At 62.8% G+C, this 19,258-nt stretch carries 15 protein-coding genes and 1 tRNA gene; 15 read left to right on the top strand and 1 reads right to left on the bottom strand.

The features are described 5' to 3' along the window. Positions 1 to 43 precede the first annotated feature (43 nt). The 3 genes from ABQU90_RS06035 to ABQU90_RS06025 are packed head-to-tail and all read left to right on the top strand — an operon-like array spanning position 44 to position 5,378. Positions 44 to 2,230 (top strand): glucosidase family protein, encoded by a 2,187-nt coding sequence (locus tag ABQU90_RS06035; RefSeq protein ID WP_323521162.1) that lies wholly within the window; start codon positions 44 to 46, stop codon positions 2,228 to 2,230. Beyond that, the gene (locus tag ABQU90_RS06030) at positions 2,227 to 3,705 is read left to right on the top strand and encodes an MFS transporter (RefSeq protein ID WP_323521161.1); all 1,479 of its coding nucleotides are present in this window, start codon (positions 2,227 to 2,229) and stop codon (positions 3,703 to 3,705) included. The genes ABQU90_RS06035 and ABQU90_RS06030 overlap by 4 nt, the downstream gene beginning before the upstream one ends. Then, positions 3,705 to 5,378: an alpha-amylase family glycosyl hydrolase gene (locus ABQU90_RS06025; RefSeq protein WP_323521160.1), complete on the top strand. Its 1,674-nt coding sequence runs from the start codon at positions 3,705 to 3,707 to the stop codon at positions 5,376 to 5,378. The genes ABQU90_RS06030 and ABQU90_RS06025 overlap by 1 nt, the downstream gene beginning before the upstream one ends. Before the next feature lie 171 nt (positions 5,379 to 5,549). Here the strand turns inward: ABQU90_RS06025 and ABQU90_RS06020 are convergent, their stop codons facing one another. Next, complete coding sequence (locus tag ABQU90_RS06020; RefSeq protein WP_055851496.1) at positions 5,550 to 6,674, bottom strand: LacI family DNA-binding transcriptional regulator; 1,125 nt, start codon at positions 6,672 to 6,674, stop codon at positions 5,550 to 5,552. 326 nt (positions 6,675 to 7,000) lie between these two features. Between ABQU90_RS06020 and thrS the strand changes: the two genes are divergently transcribed. The 12 genes from thrS (at position 7,001) to ABQU90_RS05960 (ending at position 19,182) form a co-directional block, all read left to right on the top strand. After that, positions 7,001 to 8,905 carry a threonine--tRNA ligase gene (gene thrS / locus ABQU90_RS06015; protein WP_323521159.1) on the top strand — a complete coding sequence of 635 codons (1,905 nt, stop codon included), beginning with the start codon at positions 7,001 to 7,003 and terminating at the stop codon, positions 8,903 to 8,905. Positions 8,906 to 8,953: 48 nt separating this feature from the next. Next, positions 8,954 to 9,496 carry a translation initiation factor IF-3 gene (gene infC, locus ABQU90_RS06010; protein ID WP_070690874.1) on the top strand — a complete coding sequence of 181 codons (543 nt, stop codon included), beginning with the start codon at positions 8,954 to 8,956 and terminating at the stop codon, positions 9,494 to 9,496. Positions 9,497 to 9,735: 239 nt separating this feature from the next. Then, entirely contained in the window at positions 9,736 to 9,933 is a 198-nt protein-coding gene (rpmI, locus tag ABQU90_RS06005; protein WP_006449141.1) for a 50S ribosomal protein L35, read from the top strand. A gap of 10 nt (positions 9,934 to 9,943) precedes the next feature. Beyond that, positions 9,944 to 10,303: a 50S ribosomal protein L20 gene (gene rplT, locus ABQU90_RS06000; protein WP_006449140.1), complete on the top strand. Its 360-nt coding sequence runs from the start codon at positions 9,944 to 9,946 to the stop codon at positions 10,301 to 10,303. Between the two features lie 288 nt (positions 10,304 to 10,591). Further along, the gene (gene pheS, locus ABQU90_RS05995) at positions 10,592 to 11,587 is read left to right on the top strand and encodes a phenylalanine--tRNA ligase subunit alpha (RefSeq protein ID WP_055851500.1); all 996 of its coding nucleotides are present in this window, start codon (positions 10,592 to 10,594) and stop codon (positions 11,585 to 11,587) included. A gap of 129 nt (positions 11,588 to 11,716) precedes the next feature. Further along, entirely contained in the window at positions 11,717 to 14,095 is a 2,379-nt protein-coding gene (pheT, locus tag ABQU90_RS05990) for a phenylalanine--tRNA ligase subunit beta (RefSeq protein ID WP_323521158.1), read from the top strand. Between the two features lie 21 nt (positions 14,096 to 14,116). Further along, positions 14,117 to 14,416 (top strand): integration host factor subunit alpha, encoded by a 300-nt coding sequence (locus ABQU90_RS05985; protein WP_002811076.1) that lies wholly within the window; start codon positions 14,117 to 14,119, stop codon positions 14,414 to 14,416. Continuing rightward, a complete protein-coding gene (locus ABQU90_RS05980; protein WP_005995911.1) occupies positions 14,397 to 14,753 on the top strand; it encodes a MerR family transcriptional regulator in 357 nt (118 codons plus the stop codon). The genes ABQU90_RS05985 and ABQU90_RS05980 overlap by 20 nt, the downstream gene beginning before the upstream one ends. Positions 14,754 to 14,814: 61 nt before the next feature. Next, positions 14,815 to 14,891: transfer RNA gene (locus tag ABQU90_RS05975), tRNA-Pro, on the top strand. Between the two features lie 472 nt (positions 14,892 to 15,363). Next, the gene (locus ABQU90_RS05970) at positions 15,364 to 16,062 is read left to right on the top strand and encodes a polysaccharide biosynthesis/export family protein (RefSeq protein ID WP_055851503.1); all 699 of its coding nucleotides are present in this window, start codon (positions 15,364 to 15,366) and stop codon (positions 16,060 to 16,062) included. Next, positions 16,044 to 17,483 (top strand): GumC family protein, encoded by a 1,440-nt coding sequence (locus ABQU90_RS05965; protein WP_323521157.1) that lies wholly within the window; start codon positions 16,044 to 16,046, stop codon positions 17,481 to 17,483. The genes ABQU90_RS05970 and ABQU90_RS05965 overlap by 19 nt, the downstream gene beginning before the upstream one ends. Before the next feature lie 244 nt (positions 17,484 to 17,727). Further along, positions 17,728 to 19,182, top strand: coding sequence for an undecaprenyl-phosphate glucose phosphotransferase (locus ABQU90_RS05960; RefSeq protein WP_055851505.1), 1,455 nt, complete (start codon positions 17,728 to 17,730; stop codon positions 19,180 to 19,182). Positions 19,183 to 19,258 lie beyond the last annotated feature (76 nt).

The raw sequence follows: 19,258 nt of genomic DNA, 5'->3' as shown, positions 1-19,258 counted from the left end.
ACGAGGGAGGAAGGCCGACGGCACCAGCCGTCTCGCCGCTTCGATGCTGAAGATGATCTGCATGGCTGCAACGCTCGGCGTTGCGGCAAGCTCGCCGGTATTGGCCGACGAGTTGGAATTTCAGGGGCGCCGTGCACACGCGCAGGCGCTGGACGATGGAAGCTTTGTGTTGCGCTGGCCGCAGGGCGAGCGCCGCATTGCCGCACAGCCGATGCGCACGCACACCGCCAGCCCGATGTTCGACGCCTTGTTTGCGTTAGCGCAGCAGGAGATGGCCGACGACCGTGTCGATGCGATCCGCGATCCGGCCTTCAACGCCGGTAAGCCGGTGCCGTGCAACTGCTTCGAGACCGGCGAACGCTGGCCGTACGTGTGGACGCGCGATGTCAGTTTTGCCGCCGATCTGGCGTTGGCGCGACTGGAACCGCAGCGCACCCGCAATGCCTTGCGCTTCAAGCTGTCGGCCGCACGCGACGAGAAGACCCCTGGTGTGTTTGTGGCGCAGGACACCGGCTCCGGTGGCAGCTGGCCGATCAGCAGCGACCGGGTGGTGTGGTTTCTGGCCGCACGTGGATTGCTGGACGACACACAGTTTGCTGAAGACGTCTGGCAGGCGCTGCAGGCGACGATCGCGCAGGATCGCGATGCGGTATTCGATGCGCAGATCGGCCTCTACCGTGGCGAAACCTCGTTTCTGGATTGGCGCGAGCAAACCTATCCGGACTGGACGCGGGAGAACGTTGCCTTCATCGCCGAGTCGTTCGCGCTATCGACCAACGTGTTGCATTACCAGGCGCTACGCCTGGCCGAGCAGCTGGCACGCCAGCATGGCGACGCACGCGCTGCCGACTACGCACAGTGGGCCGATGTATTGCGCCAGACCATCGATGCACGCTTCTGGGATGCGGGCAGTAGCCAGTATGTGAGTTATCTCGGCACGGCGGCGCATCCGGTGCGCTATGCCAAGGTCGATCTGCTGGGCTTGTCGTTGGGCGTGCTGGCCGATGTGTTCCCCGCAGGGCGCGCACGCATCGCGCTGCGAAACTATCCGGTGGTTGCCGGAGGCAGCCCGGTGGTGTGGCCGCAGGAAGCGGCGCAGCCGATTTATCACAATCGCGCTATCTGGCCATTCGTCAGTGCCTATGCCTTGCGCGCTGCACGTGCGCTGGACGATGCGCCGCGCATTGCATTGGAGCTGCAATCGCTGATGCGCGGTAGCGCGCTGGCCGGCTCCAACATGGAAAACTACGAGATGCAGAGCCTGGCCGTGCATGTGGAAGATGGCGTGCGCAGTGGCCCGGTGGTGAATTCGCCGCGTCAGCTGTGGTCGGTTGCCGGCTATCTTTCGGCGGTGCTGGACGGCGTCTTCGGCGTGTCTGCCGATGGCAGCGTTGCCCCGAAATTACCGCGCAGCCTGCTGCCGCTGCTGTTCGGCGACCGCGAGCGGATCGTGCTGGAGCAGGGCACACGTCGGTACGAGTTGCTTCGCCCGACAAACGAAGAAGGCGACTTGCTGGTGGCCGGCCGTGTCACCCAGCAGGGCCAGACCACGCAGGTGCAGTTGGTCGGTCGCAAGGCCGATCTGGCCGCGCCGCCGCAGCCGGTGCAGGTGTTTGCACCGCAAACGCCAGCGATGCCGGTCGCGCAACGGCGGGGCAGCGCTCACCGCATCGCCATTCCCGCTGGCGCGACGCTGTACATGGATGGCCGTGCGTTGGACGCCAGTGAACATTGGGATCTTGCCGATGACGGGGTGTTGCATGTGCTCAGCCTGACCCGGCGTGTGGAGGGTCTCGAATCGCTGCACAGTCCTTCGTTGACGCTTGGTCCGGCGCAGGAACTACGCGGCAGCCAAGCCTGGGCATGGCAGCCGTCGCTCAGCGGCCCGCATCGCGTGTCGCTGCGCTATCGCAACGACAATGGCCCGATCAACACCGGCGTCACTGCCGCAGTGAAGCAGCTGGTGCTGGAATGCCCAGGAAAAGGCGCGCAATCGCATGTCATCGTGATGACGCATAGCGTGGGCGAGCAGGTCTCCACGCAGGCGAGCTTCGATGTGGTAGCGGGTCAGGCCTGTGCGTTTCGGCTGGACGATGGTCTCAATATGAGCGCGTTGACGCACTTTGCGCAGTACAACGGCGGCCGTGGTGGTCGCGATGGAGTGGTCAATACGGCGCAGATCAGCGCGTTGATCGTCGGGCCGGCAGCCATCATGGAGACAGCGCAATGACCGCCAAACCACGCCTGAGCTTCTGGCAGATCTGGAACATGTGCTTCGGCTTTCTCGGCATCCAGTTCGGGTTCGCGCTGCAGAACGCCAATGCCAGCCGCATCTTCCAGACCCTGGGCGCGCAGGTCGACGATGTACCGGGGTTGTGGATCGCTGCACCGCTCACCGGGCTGATCGTGCAGCCCATCATCGGCTATCTGTCCGATCGCACCTGGACGCCCTGGGGCCGTCGGCGCCCGTATTTCATGGTCGGCGCGGTGTTTACCACGCTGGCGCTGCTGGTGATGCCGAACGCGCCAGTGCTGTGGATTGCTGCCGGCACGCTGTGGGTGCTGGATGCATCGATCAATATTTCGATGGAGCCATTCCGCGCACTGGTGGGCGACCAGCTGCCACCCTCCCAGCGGCCCACCGGCTATGCGATGCAAAGCTTCTTCATCGGTGTTGGTGCGATCGTGGCGAGCTTTCTGCCGTGGCTGCTCACGCGCTGGGGCGTTGCCAATACCGCACCGCCAGGGCAATTGCCCGACAGCGTGCGCTACGCGTTCTACCTGGGTGCGGCGGTGTTGTTCCTGTCGATCGCATGGACCGTGCTACGCACCCGCGAATACAGTCCCGCGCAGCTGGCGAGCTTCGACGATGCGCACCCGCCCGCTGCAACGCAAATGGGCAGCGGTGCGCTGCCGTCGCAGGCATCAAGCGCAGCGTGGTGCGTTGCTGGCGTCGTGCTTGCTGCGGCCATCGCCTGGCAGCACGGTGATCGCATGCTGTATGTGCTGGCCGGCCTGTGCATCGCCTATGGCGCGTTGCTCGCGTTGACGCGTGTACTGCCGGGCACCAGCATGCTGGTCGTCATTGTGCAGGACTTGCGCAGCATGCCGATGACCATGCGACGCCTGGCCTGGGTGCAGTTTTTCTCCTGGTTTGCGCTGTTTGCGATGTGGATCTACACCACCGCAGCGGTGACGCAGGTGCACTTCGGCGCAACCGATACGGTCTCGGCAGCCTATAACGATGGTGCGAACTGGGTGGGTGTGCTGTTCGGCGCCTACAATGGATTTGCAGCGCTGGCAGCGTTGATCATTCCTTTGCTGGTGCGTGCGATTGGCCTGCGCTGGAGCCACCTGTGCAACCTGTGGTTGGGTGCTGCGGGCTTGCTGTCGATGTTGGTGATTCGTGACCCGCAATGGTTGCTGCTGTCCATGCTGGGCGTCGGTTTTGCCTGGGCATCGATTCTCTCGCTGCCGTACGCCTTGCTGTCCGACAGCGTGCCCGCCGCCAAGATGGGCGTGTACATGGGCATCTTCAATTTCTTTATCGTGATTCCGCAGTTGGTCGCTGCCAGCGCGCTGGGCTTTGTGCTCCGCGTCTGGCTGGGTGGCCAGCCCATCTATGCATTGGCCATTGGCGGGCTCAGCCTGTTGATTGCAGGCGTATGCGTGGTGCGGGTCCCCGTCGCCTCGGGAGGGCAGTGATGCGTAGTGCGATCTATCTGGCGTTGACGATGTATGCGGGCGTGGCGCTCGCCGCGCCTGCTTCCAAGGAGTATTACGGCACCCTGGAGCCGTTGGCCGCCGATGCGGTGTATTTCGTGGTCACCGACCGCTTCGTCAACGGCGATACTGGCAACGATCAGCGCGAGCAGGGCGGTGCGCAGCGCACCTTCGATGTGCCCACCCCGTGCGCCGATGGCAGCGACGACAACATCGGCTACCTCGGCGGCGATTTCAAAGGCATCGTCGAACAGGCCGACTACATTCGCGACCTGGGTTTCGGCGCGGTATGGATCACGCCGATCGTCGACAACCCGGACCAGGCATTTACCGGCGGCAAGCCGATCACCTGCGGCAGCACGCTCAGCGACCACGGCAAGACCGGCTATCACGGTTACTGGGGCGTCAACTTCTACAGGCTGGACGAGCATCTCCCCAGCCCGGGACTGGACTTTGCCGGCTTCACCCGCGCCATGCACGCCAACAAGCTGAAGGTGGTGCTGGATATCGTGGGCAATCACGGCTCGCCGGCCTACACCATGCCGGTGGCGCAGCCCGGGTTCGGCAAGCTCTACGATGCCAGTGGTCGCTTGGTTGCCGATCACCAGAATCTGCCGCCGGCGCAGCTGGATCCGCAGCACAACCCATTGCACGCCTTCTACAACACCGGTGGCGGTCTGGCGGAATTGTCCGACCTCAACGAGAACAACCCGGCGGTACTCGATTACCTGACGGATGCGTATCTGCAGTGGATGGAGCAGGGTGCCGATGCATTCCGTATCGACACCATCGGCTGGATGCCGGACCGCTTCTGGCATGCCTTCGTTGCGCGCATCCGCGAAAAACGGCCGGGATTTTTCATGTTTGGCGAGGCGTTCGATTACAACGCCGACAAGATTGCCGGCCACACCTGGGCACGCAACGCCGGTGTGAGCGTGCTGGATTTCCCATTGAAGCAGCAGCTTTCGGCAGTCTTCGGCCACGCGCAAGAGGGTTTCGAACAGCTCGCCAAACCGTTGTTTCTGCGTCAGGGGCCGTATGCGAACCCGTACGAGCTGATGAGCTTTTACGACAACCACGACATGGCGCGTCTGGATGCCAGCGACACCGGCTTTATCGATGCGCACAACTGGCTGTTCACCGCGCGCGGCATCCCGGTGATCTATTACGGCTCGGAAATCGGCTTCATGCGTGGGCGGGCGGAGCATGCGGGCAATCGCAATTACTTCGGCGTCGAGCGCATCAAGGCCGCACCGCAAAGCCCGATCTTCGGCCCGCTGAAACAGATCGCCCGCGTGCGCCGTGAGACGCCCGCGCTGCAGCGCGGCGTGCAGGTCGACGTAATGTTGCGCGGCAACCAGGCGGCATTCTTTCGCGTCTATCAGCATGCAGGAACCAGCCAGACTGCCCTGGTGTTGCTCAACAAGGGCGATGCGGCTGCAAACATCGAAGTGACGCGCTTTCTGCAACCGGGCACGTGGCGTGATGCGATGAGTGCTGAAACGCTAGAGGTGCAAGGTCAGTTGGCGATGCAGGTGCCAGCGCATGGTGTGCGCGTCTTGCTGTCGGATGCGCCGATCACCGACCCTGCACTACGCAAGCAACTCGACGCCCAGATGGCCGATCAAGCCGTCCGCGACGCCCGCAACAGATAGGAGCGCACGCGGGCGCGATGGGACCTGATCGGTAACGCCTCGTCGCGCCCGGGTGCGCTCCTACGAGGCATCAATGGTCTGCAGCCACTATTGCAGCCCGTCGTGCATGCTCTAACGATTCCCGATTCCCGATTCCCGATTCCCGATTCCCGATTCCCGATTCCCGAATCCTCAACGCGTCCCAGGCACATCAGCGGCTCGCCCACGCCCGCCATCGCCGGTTTCCGCTGCCGCGGCCGGCGACCAGCCCAGCGGTGGCTGCAACCCGCTGCTGCGCGAGGAATCGCGTAATGCCAGCCGCACCGGGATCGTGCGGCTCTGCGCCGCTTCGCCACGGATCAGCGCGACCAGGCTTTCCACCAACAACGCGCCGGCCTGCTTGGTGTCCTGTTGCACGGTAGACAGAGCCGGCGCAACCGATGCGGCCAACGCAATATCGTCAAAGCCGCTGATCGCCACGTCCTGCGGCACGCGCAGGCCGCGTTCGCGCAACGCGCGCATCGCACCGATCGCAATCAGGTCGCTGGCCGCACACACCGCATCGAAGGCCTTGCCGCTCTCCAGCAGCGCCAGGCATGCCGCATGCCCGGACGATTCGGTGGTGATCGCATCGAACTGCAGCGCGGCATCGGCGACCAGATCCTGCTGCGCCAGCGCCGCCACGTGGCCCCGGTAGCGCTCTTCGAATTCGGGGTAGTGATTGGACGCGTGGCCAAGAAACGCAATGCGTCGGCACCCCTGCGCCAACAGGTGCTCGGTGATGTCCAGCCCGCCCTGATAATTGTCGCTGCCGATGGAAATGCCCGGCTGGCCCGGCAATGCCGCGCCCCAGCGCACGAAGTGCGTGCCTTGCTCCACCAGCAACTGCAGCCGCTGGCGCGATTCCTGATAATCGCCATAGCCCAGCAAAATAATGCCGTCGGCCTTGTTGCTGTCTTCGTAATCGGCCTGCCAGTCCTTGGACAGCTGCTGGAACGACACCAGCAGGTCGTAGCCCTGCAGCGCGCAGGCGCGCGTGATCGAGCCCAGCATCGAGTGGAAGAACGGGTTGATCAGCGAATCGTCGGCGGTGGGGTCTTCGAAAAACAGCAGCGCCAGCGTGCCGGCGTTGCGCAGCCGTAGCGAGGAAGCGTTCTTGTCGACCTTGTAGTTCAGCTCATGCGCGATACGCAGAATCCGCTTGCGCGTTTCCTCGTTGACCATCGGGCTGCCGCGCAACGCGCGCGAGACGGTCGGCTGCGACACACCGGCCAGGTAGGCGATATCCAGCGAGGTGGCTTTACCCTTGATGGTCATGGTCGGCAACGGACAGGACAAGTGGCCGGCATCATGCCACGCGCCCGGCGGCGGCGTGCCGCACTGCCCAGTGGCCGCCTGATTGGTTTACCATTCACGTCCAAGACCCCTTGCGAGAAGGTGGCCCGCGCTCCGCGCCGGCCCAGCGTGCGACATGAGCACTATCACCGCCCACCGTTGATCCGGACCGGCCCCAGCGCAGCCAGCGCCCGCGTGCCGTTGTCCCGCGCAGCACTTTTCGTACGTTCTTTCCGAGCCTGTCCAGCAGTGGGCAGATCTCTCATGGCAGCTCACCGCTGCAGCCAGCCCAGACCTCATTCTTGCCCATGATCAACATCACGCTCCCCGACGGCAGCCGCCGCGAATTCGAATCCCCCGTCTCGGTGATGCAGGTCGCCCAGTCGATCGGCGCCGGGCTGGCCAAGGCCACCATCGCCGGTCAGGTGGACGGCCAGCTGGTCGATGCCAGCGACGTCATCGACCATGACGCCAGCCTGCGCATCATCACCGCCAAGGATGCCGAAGGCGTGGAGATCATCCGCCACTCGTGCGCGCATCTGGTGGGGCATGCGGTCAAGCAGCTGTACCCGGACGTCAAGATGGTGATCGGCCCGGTCATCGCCGAAGGCTTCTACTACGACATCTACAGCGAGCGCCCGTTCACGCCGGACGACATGGCGGCGATCGAGCAGCGTATGCAGGAACTGATCGCGCAGGATTACGAGGTGATCAAGAAGGTCACCCCGCGCGCGGAAGTGATCGAGGTGTTCGTCCAGCGCGGCGAGGAGTACAAGCTGCGCTTGATCGAGGACATGTCCGACGACATCACCGCGATGGGTCTGTACTACCACCAGGAATACGTGGACATGTGCCGCGGCCCGCATGTGCCCAATACGCGCTTTCTCAAGGCCTTCAAGCTGACCCGCATTTCCGGCGCCTACTGGCGCGGCGATGCCAAGAACGAGCAGTTGCAGCGCATCTACGGCACCGCCTGGGCCGACAAGAAGCAGCTCGATGCCTACATCCTGCGCATGGAAGAAGCCGATAAGCGCGACCATCGCCGCATCGGCAAGGCGCAGGATCTGTTCCATCTGCAGGAAGAGGCCCCCGGCCTGGTGTTCTGGCACCCCAAGGGCTGGTCGCTGTGGCAGGTGGTCGAGCAATACATGCGCAAGGTCTACCGCGACAGCGGCTACGGCGAAGTGCGCTGCCCGCAGATCCTGGACGTATCGCTATGGCAGAAGTCCGGCCACTGGGACAACTACCAGGACGCGATGTTCTTCACCGAGTCGGAGAAGCGCACCTACGCGGTCAAGCCGATGAACTGTCCCGGCCACGTGCAGGTGTTCAACCAGGGCCTGCACAGCTACCGCGACCTGCCGATCCGTTACGGCGAATTCGGCGCCTGCCACCGCAACGAGCCCTCCGGCGCGCTGCACGGCATCCTGCGCGTGCGCGGTTTCACCCAGGACGACGGCCACGTGTTCTGCCTGGAATCGCAGATCGAAGCCGAAGTCACCGCCTTCCACCAGCAGGCACTGGCGGTCTACACCGCGTTCGGCTTCGACGACATCGAGATCAAAATCGCATTGCGCCCGGAAAAGCGCCTGGGCGACGACATCACCTGGGACAAGGCCGAAGCCGCGCTACGCAGCGCGCTGGGCGTGTGCGGAGTGGAGTGGCAGGAACTGCCGGGCGAGGGCGCCTTCTACGGCCCCAAGATCGAATACCACCTCAAGGACGCCATCGGCCGCACCTGGCAGCTGGGCACGATGCAGGTCGACTTCATGATGCCGGGCCGCCTCGGCGCCGAGTACGTGGACGAGCACAGCCAGAAAAAGCATCCGGTGATGCTGCACCGGGCCATCGTCGGTTCGATGGAGCGTTTTATCGGCATTTTGATCGAGCATCACGCCGGCGCGTTCCCCTCCTGGCTCGCCCCGGTCCAGGTCGTTGTCGCCAATATCACCGATGCTCAGGCCGAATATGTGGACTCGGTTCGGAAAACCCTTGCAAATCAAGGCTTCCGTGTCAACGCCGATTTGCGCAATGAGAAGATCGGTTATAAGATTCGCGAGCATACGCTGCAACGCGTGCCGTACCTGCTCGTCGTCGGTGACCGCGAGAAGGAAAATGGCGCAGTCGCCGTGCGGACGCGTTCGGGGGAGGACCTCGGGACCATGACGGTCTCTGCCTTCATCGAACGCCTGCAGGCAGAGCAGGCAGCGTGAGCCAACCCCGGCCGGTCTGGATGATCCGGATGCGCCGGTTCGATTCCCCTGGGAGATTGCAATATCAGTACCCCTGACAACAAACAGAACCGCAAGAACCAAGAAATCCGTGTGCCGCGCGTCCGCGTGATCGGCAGTGACGGTGAGATGGTCGGCGTGTTGTCGCGCGACGAAGCGCTCGCCAAGGCCGAGGAAGAAGGCCTGGATCTGGTCGAAATCCAGCCGCAGGCCGATCCGCCGGTCTGCAAGATCATGGATTTCGGCAAGTTCAAGTTCGAGCAGCAGAAAAAGGCCAACGAGGCCAAGAAGAAGACCAAGCAGGTCGAGATCAAGGAACTCAAGTTCCGTCCGGTCACGGACGAGGGCGACTACCAGATCAAGCTGCGCAACATGCGTCGCTTCCTGGAAGAGGGTGACAAGGTCAAGGTCAACATCCGTTTCCGTGGCCGCGAAATGAGCCACCAGGAACTGGGTCGCGAGATGGCGGCACGGATCGAGGCCGACCTTGGCGAAGACATCGTCATCGAGTCCCGTCCGCGCCTGGAAGGGCGTCAGATGGTCATGATGATCGCGCCTAAGAAGAAAATCTGATTCCGCACCATGGCGGCCCCCGAGCGGGTCCGTCAGGGTGGCGAATCCGTCGATTTGCAAGAATTCCCGGCAACGGGTAGACTGCGCGGCCCGGTTTTGCCGGGAGCCGCGCAAGCGGCACAGGACCTGTCCCGATCGTGTTCGATCAAGGACTTACAAGCAGGCAAGGGCAAGGATGGAAAGCGTGGTCGCAAGACTGCCGCCCGTGTCGGTGACAAAACACCATCAAGGACATTGCAATGCCCAAGATCAAGACCAACCGGGCGGCGGCCAAGCGTTTCCGCAAGACCGCCTCCGGCAAGTACAAGTGCGGCCACGCAAACCGTAGCCACATCCTCACGAAGAAAGCGACCAAGCGGAAGCGCAACTTGCGGCAGACGAACCACGTCCGTCCCGAGGACGCAGGCCGTCTCGATCGTATGCTTCCCTATCTCTGAGGACTGAACCATGGCACGAGTAAAGCGTGGTGTGCAGGCGCGCCGCCGCCACAAGAAAATTCTGAATCTGGCGAAGGGCTACTACAACGCCCGTCGTAAGGTTTTCCGCGTTGCAAAGCAGGCGGTCATCAAGGCACAGCAGTACGCCTACATTGGCCGTAAGCAGAAGAAGCGCGTGTTCCGTGCGCTTTGGATCACCCGCATCAATGCGGCTGCCCGCATCAATGGTCTGAGCTACAGCCGTTTCATGAATGGCATGCTCAAGGCTGGCATCACTCTGGACCGCAAGGTGCTGGCTGATATCGCCGTGCACGACGCCGCCGGCTTTGCCGCGCTGGCCGAGAAGGCAAAGGGCGCGCTGGCGGCATAAGTGCGAGTCCCTCGCGAGAGCCCGCACAGCGTAGGTGCGAGTCCCTCGCAAGAGCCCGCACATCCATGTGCGGACTTTTGAAGGGGTAGGTCATCGCGACATCGGCACATGCGTGTGCAGATGTCGACGAGGGAACGCAGATATGCAGGGGGAAGGGCGCGAGTCCTTCCCCTTTTGCGTTTTGGGCTGCCGGCTTGGAGTGATGCAAGGGCTGGCAGCAAGTGAGTGGTCATGCATTCCGGTGCATCCGGAAACACCGTTCGGCTGAGCAGTTGAGGCGCGAGTGCAATGAGTGAGATTCAATCCCTGACCGAGCGCGCGCTGGCCGATGTCGCCGCCGCGCAGACACCGGACCAACTGGAAGCCTTGCGGGTTGCCTTGTTGGGCAAGAGTGGCAGCATCACCGCCCAGCTCAAGCAGCTCGGCACGCTGCCGGCCGAGCAACGCAAGGCCGCGGGCGAGGCGATCAACCAGACCCGAGATACGCTGAGCGCAGCGTTGTCGGAGCGCAAAACGACCCTGGAAACCGCTGCACTGGACGCACGTCTTGCCGGCGAGCGCATCGATGTCACTTTGCCGGGCCGCCGTGGCGAGCGCGGCGGCCTGCATCCGGTGACGCGCACGCTCGAGCGCATTGTCGAGATTTTTGCGCGGCTGGGTTATGAGTTGTCAGATGGTCCGGAAATCGAGGACGACTGGCACAACTTCGAAGCACTGAATTTTCCGCCGCACCATCCAGCGCGCGCGATGCACGACACGTTCTATTTCGGCGACGGTCGCCTGCTGCGCACGCATACCTCCGGTGTGCAGGTGCGCTACATGGATGCACACAAACCGCCGCTGCGCATGATTGCGGCCGGCAAGGTGTATCGCTCCGATTCGGATCAGACCCACTCGCCGATGTTCCATCAGGTCGAAGGCCTGCTGGTGGACGAGCATTCGAATTTCGCCGATCTCAAGGGCACGTTGTCCGAGTTCGTGCGTGCGTTCTTCGAGCGCGATTTCGAAATGCGTTTTCGCCCCAGCTATTTCCCGTTCGTGGAGCCGGGTGCCGAAGTGGATATCGCCTGGCAGCAGCCCGACGGCAGCACGCGTTGGCTGGAAGTACTGGGCTGCGGCATGGTGCACCCGAATGTGTTGCGCAGCGTCGGCATCGACCCGGAGCGCTACACCGGCTTTGCGTTCGGTCTGGGCGTGGAGCGTTTTGCGATGCTGCGCTACGGCGTCAACGACCTGCGCGCGTTCTTCGAAAACGATGTGCGCTTTCTCAGGCAGTTTGCTTGACGGCGGGGAATCGGGAATCGGGAGTGGAGAATCGGAGCAGCCAAGCGCGCTCCTAGCCCACCTTCCAAATCTCCGAAGACCTCCCGCTGTTGCGATTCCCGATTCCCTATTCTCCATTCCCGGCTCTCCATGAAATTCTCTGAAAATTGGCTGCGTAGCCACGTTCCGATCCAGGCCTCACGCGAGGAATTGGCCGCCACGCTGACGGCGATCGGTCTGGAAGTCGAAGACGTCACGCCGTTGGGTGAGGCGCTTGGCCAGGTGGTGGTGGCGCGCATCGTCGAGGCTGTGCGTCATCCGGAAGCCGATCGCCTGCAGGTGTGCAGTGTCGATGCGGGGCAGGGCGAGTTGCTGCAAATCGTGTGTGGTGCGCCCAATGCGCGTGTGGGTCTGGTGGCGCCGTTGGCGCTGGTCGGCGCGCAGATCGGCGAGCTGACCATCAAGGCCGCCAAGCTGCGCGGCGTACCGTCCAACGGCATGTTGTGCTCGGCCAAAGAGCTGGGCCTGGATAGCGATGCGTCCGGCCTGTTCGAGTTGCCGGACGACGCGCCGGTGGGTCAAGCGCTTGCGGAGTATCTGGGCTTGCCGGATGCCAGCATCGAAATCAAGCTCACCCCCAATCGCGCCGACTGTTTCAGCGTGCGTGGCATTGCGTTCGACGTGGCTGCAGCATGCGCCAGCGAAGTGGTGGCCTTCGACGCCGGTGCGGTTGCGCCGGTGTCCACGCGGACTCTGGCGGTCGAGCTGGAGGCCGGCAAGGAGGCGCCGCGCTATTGCGGGCGGGTGATCGAAGGCATCGACCCGCTGGCGAAGACGCCGGTGTGGCTGGCCGAGCGTCTGCGTCGCAGCGGCGTGCGTCCGGTCTCGCTGCTGGTGGATATCACCCAGTACGTGATGCTGGAGCTCGGTCAGCCGATGCATGCCTTCGATCTGGATACCTTGCAGGGGCCGATCGGGGTGCGTCGCTCGCGCAGTGGCGAACAGCTGGCGCTGCTGGATGGGCGTGAGGTCACGTTGGACGACAGCTTCCTGACCATCACCGATGCCGGCCGCCCGGTGGCGCTGGCCGGGTTGATGGGCGGGCTGGACACGCGCGTCACCGACAAAACGCACAACGTATTCCTGGAGTCGGCGTATTTCGATCCGGCCGCGATCATGGGCCGTGGCCGCAAGTTCGGCCTGCATACCGATGCGGGCCATCGCTTCGAGCGCGGCGTGGATCCGGCGTTGCCGCCGCAGGCGATCGAGGTGGCCACGCGTCTGGTGCTGGAACTGGCCGGCGGTACGCCGGGCCCGGTGGTGCACGCGCAACTGCCGGAGCATCTGCCGCAACCCGCGCGCATTCTGCTGCGTCGCGCACGCATCGCGCGGGTGCTCGGCATCCACATCGACGACGCCGATGTCGTGCGCATTCTGAGTGCGCTCGGCATGCAGCTCGATGCGGTTTCCGAAGGCTGGCAGGTCGTTGCGCCGAGCCGTCGGTTCGATATCTCCATCGAAGAAGACCTGATCGAAGAGCTGGCGCGCATCCACGGCTACGATCGCGTGCCGACCACGCTGCCGGGCGGTGCGAGCCGGATCGCGATGCCCAGCGAAACCCAGCTGGACGAGCTGACGGTGCGCCGCCAGCTGGTGGCGCGCGAGCTGCAGGAGACCATCAATTACGCGTTCGTCGATGCGGCGTTGCTGCAGCGTTGGCAGTTGACCGACGGCCTGGTGCCGCTGGCCAATCCGCTCAGTGCAGAGCTGGCCATCATGCGTCCGCGCTTGCTGCCGGGCCTGGTCGCGACACTGGGCCGCAATGCTGCCCGTCAGGCCGGGCGGGTGCGGCTGTTCGAGCTGGGTAAGGTGTTTGCGGCTTCCGCGCAGGCGGGCGCTGCCCCGCAGGAATCCCAGCATGTCGCCGCCGCGGTGTGTGGCGATGCGCTTGCGTTGCAATGGGGCGAGCCCGCACGCAAGGTGGATTTTCACGATGTGAAGGGCGACCTGATCGCTCTGGCGGCGGCCAGCGGTGCGGTGCTGGAGTTTCAGCCCTCCGCCCAGCCGTTCGGGCATCCGGGTCGGTCGGCCGATATCTATCGCGATGGCGTGTGCATCGGCTGGATCGGCCAGGTGCATCCGCGCCTGACCAAGGCGCTGGAAATCGACGTCGATGTGATCGCGTTCGAACTGCAGCTGGCGCCGCTGGTGCAGCGCGCCCTGCCGCGCGCCGGCGAGCTGTCGAGGTTCCCGTCGGTGCGCCGCGATCTGGCCTTCCTGGTGCCGGACGAGGTGAGTTGGGCGGCGTTGTCGGCCAGCGTGCAGACCACGGTCGGCCCGTTGCTGCGCGAGGTGCAGCTGTTCGACCGGTACGTCGGGCAGGGGGTCGAGCCAGGTTTCAAGAGTCTGGCTATGGGCTTGATTTTGCAGGATAACTCGCGCACTCTCACCGACCGGGACGTGGATGCGGTCGTTACCGATGTGGTGGCCGTGATCGAGCGCGAGCACCGCGCCCGGATCCGGAGTTGAGGCGGTAACCAGGGGATTGGCATGGCATTGACGAAAGCGGAGATGGCCGAACGTCTGTTCGACGAGGTTGGTCTGAACAAGCGCGAGGCGAAGGAATTTGTCGACGCGTTTTTCGACGTGCTACGCGATGCGCTGGAGCAGGGTCGTCAGGTGAAGCTGTCGGGGTTCGGCAACTTCGATTTGCGGCGCAAGAATCAACGGCCCGGTCGCAATCCAAAGACCGGTGAGGAAATTCCGATCTCGGCCCGGACGGTGGTGACCTTCCGCCCTGGCCAAAAGCTCAAGGAACGGGTGGAGGCTTATGCTGGATCCGGGCAGTAATCGCGAGCTACCGCCGATTCCGGCCAAGCGCTATTTCACCATTGGTGAGGTCAGCGAGCTGTGCGACGTCAAGCCGCATGTGTTGCGGTATTGGGAAACGGAGTTTCCGAGCCTGGAGCCGGTCAAGCGACGCGGCAACCGCCGTTACTACCAGCGCCACGATGTGCTGATGGTCCGGCAGATCCGCGGCCTGCTCTACGAGCAGGGCTACACCATCGGCGGCGCGCGTCTGCGGCTGGAAGGCGATGGCGCCAAAAGCGAGTCGGCGCTGAGCAACCAGATCATCAAGCAGGTGCGCATGGAATTGGAAGAAGTCCTGCAGCTGCTTCGCCGCTAGGAAAACGTGTCGCAAAGCCGCTATAATCGCAGGCCGTCCTCGCGACGGGATGCAGCATCTTCGGGGTATAGCGCAGCCTGGTAGCGCACTAGTCTGGGGGACTAGTGGTCGTCGGTTCAAATCCGGCTACCCCGACCAAACATCGAGCCCATGTCCTTCCGATATGGGCTTTTTTGTTGCGTCGCAACATTGCATTTTTGTGTCCCTGCAGCGGTCGCTCACTATGTAGATCGGCATATCGCAGTGCAGCATGAACCGTGCACGAGTGCCCGTTTATTTCGGTCCAGTTCGCTATGGACTTGGGTCACGGAACGATGCTAAGTGTCCGGAAACGTTCCAAATCATTAGCTTGAGATTAGAACGTGGATCACGGTTTTTTAACGCGACAACGACGAACTTGAATCAATAGGCCAACGCCGTCAAAAAAATGGCGTGTCATGCCTTGCGATGCGATCGTTCTGTGCCATAGTGCAGTGCAACACGCTGTACCTTTTCGTGATCCCGATGTTTCTGGGATGAATTTCTCTGTCGTACGTTCGTGCTGGCGCGTTGGCCGGTTGAATGCTGCGCGAGCTCCTGTCCCACCCAACCGAGGCAGCCAGCCATACGCATGAAGAAACTGATCGGACGATTCTGCCAAGGCCTCAGCCTGGCGTTGATCTGCTCGATGGCCCTGGGTGCTTGCAGCACCGGGAAGAACATGGCGTCGTCATTGCCGCTTCCCGATCCGTTGGCAATGTCCGCGGTGCAGCCCGAGTATCGACTCTCCCCAGGCGACCTGTTGCTGGTCAAGGTGTTTCAGGTCGACGATCTGGAACGGCAGGTCCGCATCGATCAGAACGGCCACATCTCGCTGCCGCTGATCGGCGACGTCAACGCCGCGGGCATGGGTGTCGGCGAGCTGGAAAAGCTGGTTGCCGATCGCTACCGCGGCGGCTATCTGCAGAATCCGCAGGTGTCGGTGTTCGTGCAGGAATCCAATGGCCGTCGCGTGACCGTGACCGGCGCCGTCACCGAGCCCGGCATCTACCCGGTGATCGGTGCCAATCTGACGCTGCAACAGGCCGTGGCGCAGGCCAAGGGCGTCAGCACTGTGGCAAGCCGCGGCAATGTCATCGTGTTCCGCATGGTCAACGGGCAGAAAATGATCGCGCGCTTCGACCTGACCGAGATCGAGAAGGGTGCCAATCCGGACCCTGAAATCTACGGTGGCGACATCGTCGTGGTGTATCGCTCGGATGCGCGCGTCTGGTTGCGCACCATGCTGGAACTGACCCCCTTAGTGATGGTGTGGCGCGCTTACCGATGAGTATGAATTCCGACAATCGTTCCTCGCCGTCGCAGCGTCATGGGCATCTCGAACTCGCCGACGTCAGCTTGCTCGACTACTGGCGTGCCCTGGTGTCGCAGCGCTGGCTGATCATCCTGATCACGATCGCCGCCGTGCTGCTGGCGCTGGTGATCACCTTCCTGATGCCGGAAAAGTATCGCGCCACCAGCACGCTGCAGATCGAGCGCGATTCGCTCAACGTGGTGAACGTCGACAACCTGATGCCGGTCGAGTCGCCGCAGGATCGCGACTTCTACCAGACCCAGTACCAGCTGCTGCAGAGCCGTTCGCTCGCACGTGCGGTGATTCGCGAAGCCAAGCTCGATCAGGAGCCGGCGTTCAAGCAGCAAGTCGAAGATGCGTTGGAAAAGGCAGCCGCCAAGAATCCGGAAGCGGGCAAGTCGGTGGACTCGCGTCAGGCGATCATCGAGCGCAGCCTCACCGACACCTTGCTGGCAGGTCTGGTTGTCGAGCCGATCCTCAATTCGCGCCTGGTCTACGTCAATTACGATTCGCCGGACCCGGTGCTTGCGGCGAAGATTGCCAACACCTATCCGAAAGTGTTCATCGTGAGCACGCAGGAGCGCCGCATGAAGGCGTCTTCGTTTGCGACCAAGTTTCTTGCCGAGCGTCTGGAGCAGTTGCGCGACAAGGTGGAAGACTCGGAAAAAACGCTGGTTGCGTACTCGACCGATGAGCAGATTGTCTCCGTAGGCGACGACAAGCCGTCGTTGCCGGCGCAGAACCTGACCGACCTCAATGCGCTGCTGGCGTCGGCGCAGGATGCGCGCATCAAGGCCGAGGCCGCCTGGCGTCAGGCCGCCACCGGCGATGCGATGTCGTTGCCGCAGGTGTTGAGCAGCCCGCTGATCCAGACCTTGCGCGGCGAGCAGGTGCGCTTGACCAGCGAGTATCAGCAGAAGCTGTCGACCTTCAAGCCGGATTACCCGGAAATGCAGCGCCTCAAAGCGCAGATCGAAGAGTCGCGCCGTCAGATCAATGGTGAGGTCATCAACGTTCGCCAGTCGCTCAAGGCGAACTATGACGCGTCCGTGCATCAGGAGCAATTGTTCAACGAACGCATTGCCGGTCTGCGCACCAACGAACTCGACCTGCAGAGCCGCAGCATCCGCTACAACATGCTCAAGCGCGACGTCGATACCAACCGTCAGCTCTACGATGCGCTCCTGCAGCGCTACAAGGAAATCGGTGTGGCGAGCAATGTCGGCGCCAACAACGTGACCATCGTCGACACTGCAGATGTGCCTACGTCGAAGACTTCGCCGAAACTCAAATTGAACCTCGCGTTAGGCTTCATCTTTGGCGTATTCCTTGGGTTGGCTGTGGCGCTTGTGCGTTACTTCCTGCGGGGCACCGGGCCGGAAACACGATTGAACTGACATCGTGATGTTGCAAAACAGTGGTTAATTAAAGTGACAACCGATTCAGCGTAGAAAAAGTCGGATCCCGTATGTTTCGGGCTCCCTCGTTTTGAAAGTTTGTCTCTGTTGAAACAAAGGGCTGTCGAGTGATCTGGGGTCGGTAGGTATTACCGCGGTGATCGCTCGACGGAGATGATTGAAAGCTCGCGTGCGATTCGTATGTTCCCCCGCATGCGCCGTATCGAGTTTGGAGGACATCCCCATGCTTTTGGCAGACTTGAGTAGCGCGACGTACACGACATCCTCGCCGCGATTGTTATCCAAGTACTCGGCGGCAGCCGATCTGGTGCTGCGCGTGTTCGACCTGACCATGGTGGTCGTGTCGGGCCTGATCGCATACCGCATCGTGTTCGGCTCCTGGGTCCCGGCAGCGCCGTATCGGGTCGCAATCGCCACCACGCTGTTGTATTCGGTGATCTGCTTTGCGCTGTTTCCGCTGTATCGCAGCTGGCGCGGTCGCGGATTGTTGAGCGAGCTGATGGTGCTGGGCGGTGCCTTCGGCGGCGTGTTTGCGCTGTTTGCGGTGCATGCGCTGATCGTGCAGGTTGGAGAGCAGGTCTCGCGCGGCTGGATCGGTCTGTGGTTCGTTGGCGGCCTGGCGTCGCTGGTGGCGGCACGTACCTTGTTGCGCGGCTTCCTGAACCACCTGCGTGCGCAGGGCGTTGACGTCCAGCGCGTGGTGGTCGTCGGTCTGCGCCATCCGGTGATGAAGATCAATCATTACCTGAGCCGCAATCCGTGGGTCGGGATGAACCTGGTCGGTTACTTCCGTACGCCGTACGACATCGCCGTGACCGAACAGCGCCAGTCGCTGCCGTGCCTGGGCGAACCGGATGCGCTGATCGATTACCTGAAGGAAAATCAGGTCGAGCAGGTGTGGATTTCGCTGCCGCTGGGCGAGCGCGACCATATCAAGCAGCTGCTGCAGCGTCTGGACCGTTATCCGATCAACGTGAAGCTGGTGCCCGATCTGTTCGACTTCGGTCTGTTGAACCAGTCCGGTGAGCAGATCGGCAACACGCCGGTGATCAACCTGCGCCAGGGTGGTGTGGATCGCGACAATTACTTCGTGGTTGCCAAGGCGCTGCAGGACAAGATCCTGGCTGTGATCGCGCTGATGGGCCTGTGGCCGCTGATGGCTGCGATTGCGGTCGGCGTCAAGATGAGCTCGCCGGGTCCGGTGTTCTTCCGCCAGCGTCGTCACGGCCTGGGCGGTCGCGAGTTCTACATGTTCAAGTTCCGCTCGATGCGCGTGCATGACGATCATGGCACCACCATTCAGCAGGCGACCAAGAACGACACCCGCATCACCCGTTTCGGTGCGTTCCTGCGGCGCAGCAGCCTGGATGAGTTGCCGCAGATCTTCAATGTGCTGGGTGGCAGCATGTCGATCGTGGGCCCGCGCCCGCACGCCGCGCAGCACAACACGCACTACGAAAAGCTGATCAACCATTACATGCAGCGCCACTACGTCAAGCCGGGCATCACCGGTTGGGCGCAGGTCAATGGCTTCCGTGGCGAAACCCCGGAGCTGCGGACGATGAAGAAGCGTATCCAGTACGACCTGGACTACATCCGTCGTTGGTCGCTGTGGCTGGATATCCGCATCATCGTGCTGACTGCAGTGCGCGTGTTCGGACAGAAGACCGCGTACTGATGATGGCGGGGAGCGTGCGACCTGGCGCGTCAGGCGTCGCGGGCGGCTGCAGTGCAGCCGCCCCTCTCAAGCAGGC

The sequence above is a fragment of the Xanthomonas sp. WHRI 10207 genome, from assembly GCF_040202975.1.
Lineage (GTDB): Bacteria > Pseudomonadota > Gammaproteobacteria > Xanthomonadales > Xanthomonadaceae > Xanthomonas.
This window is presented reverse-complemented; position numbering and strand designations above follow the sequence as displayed.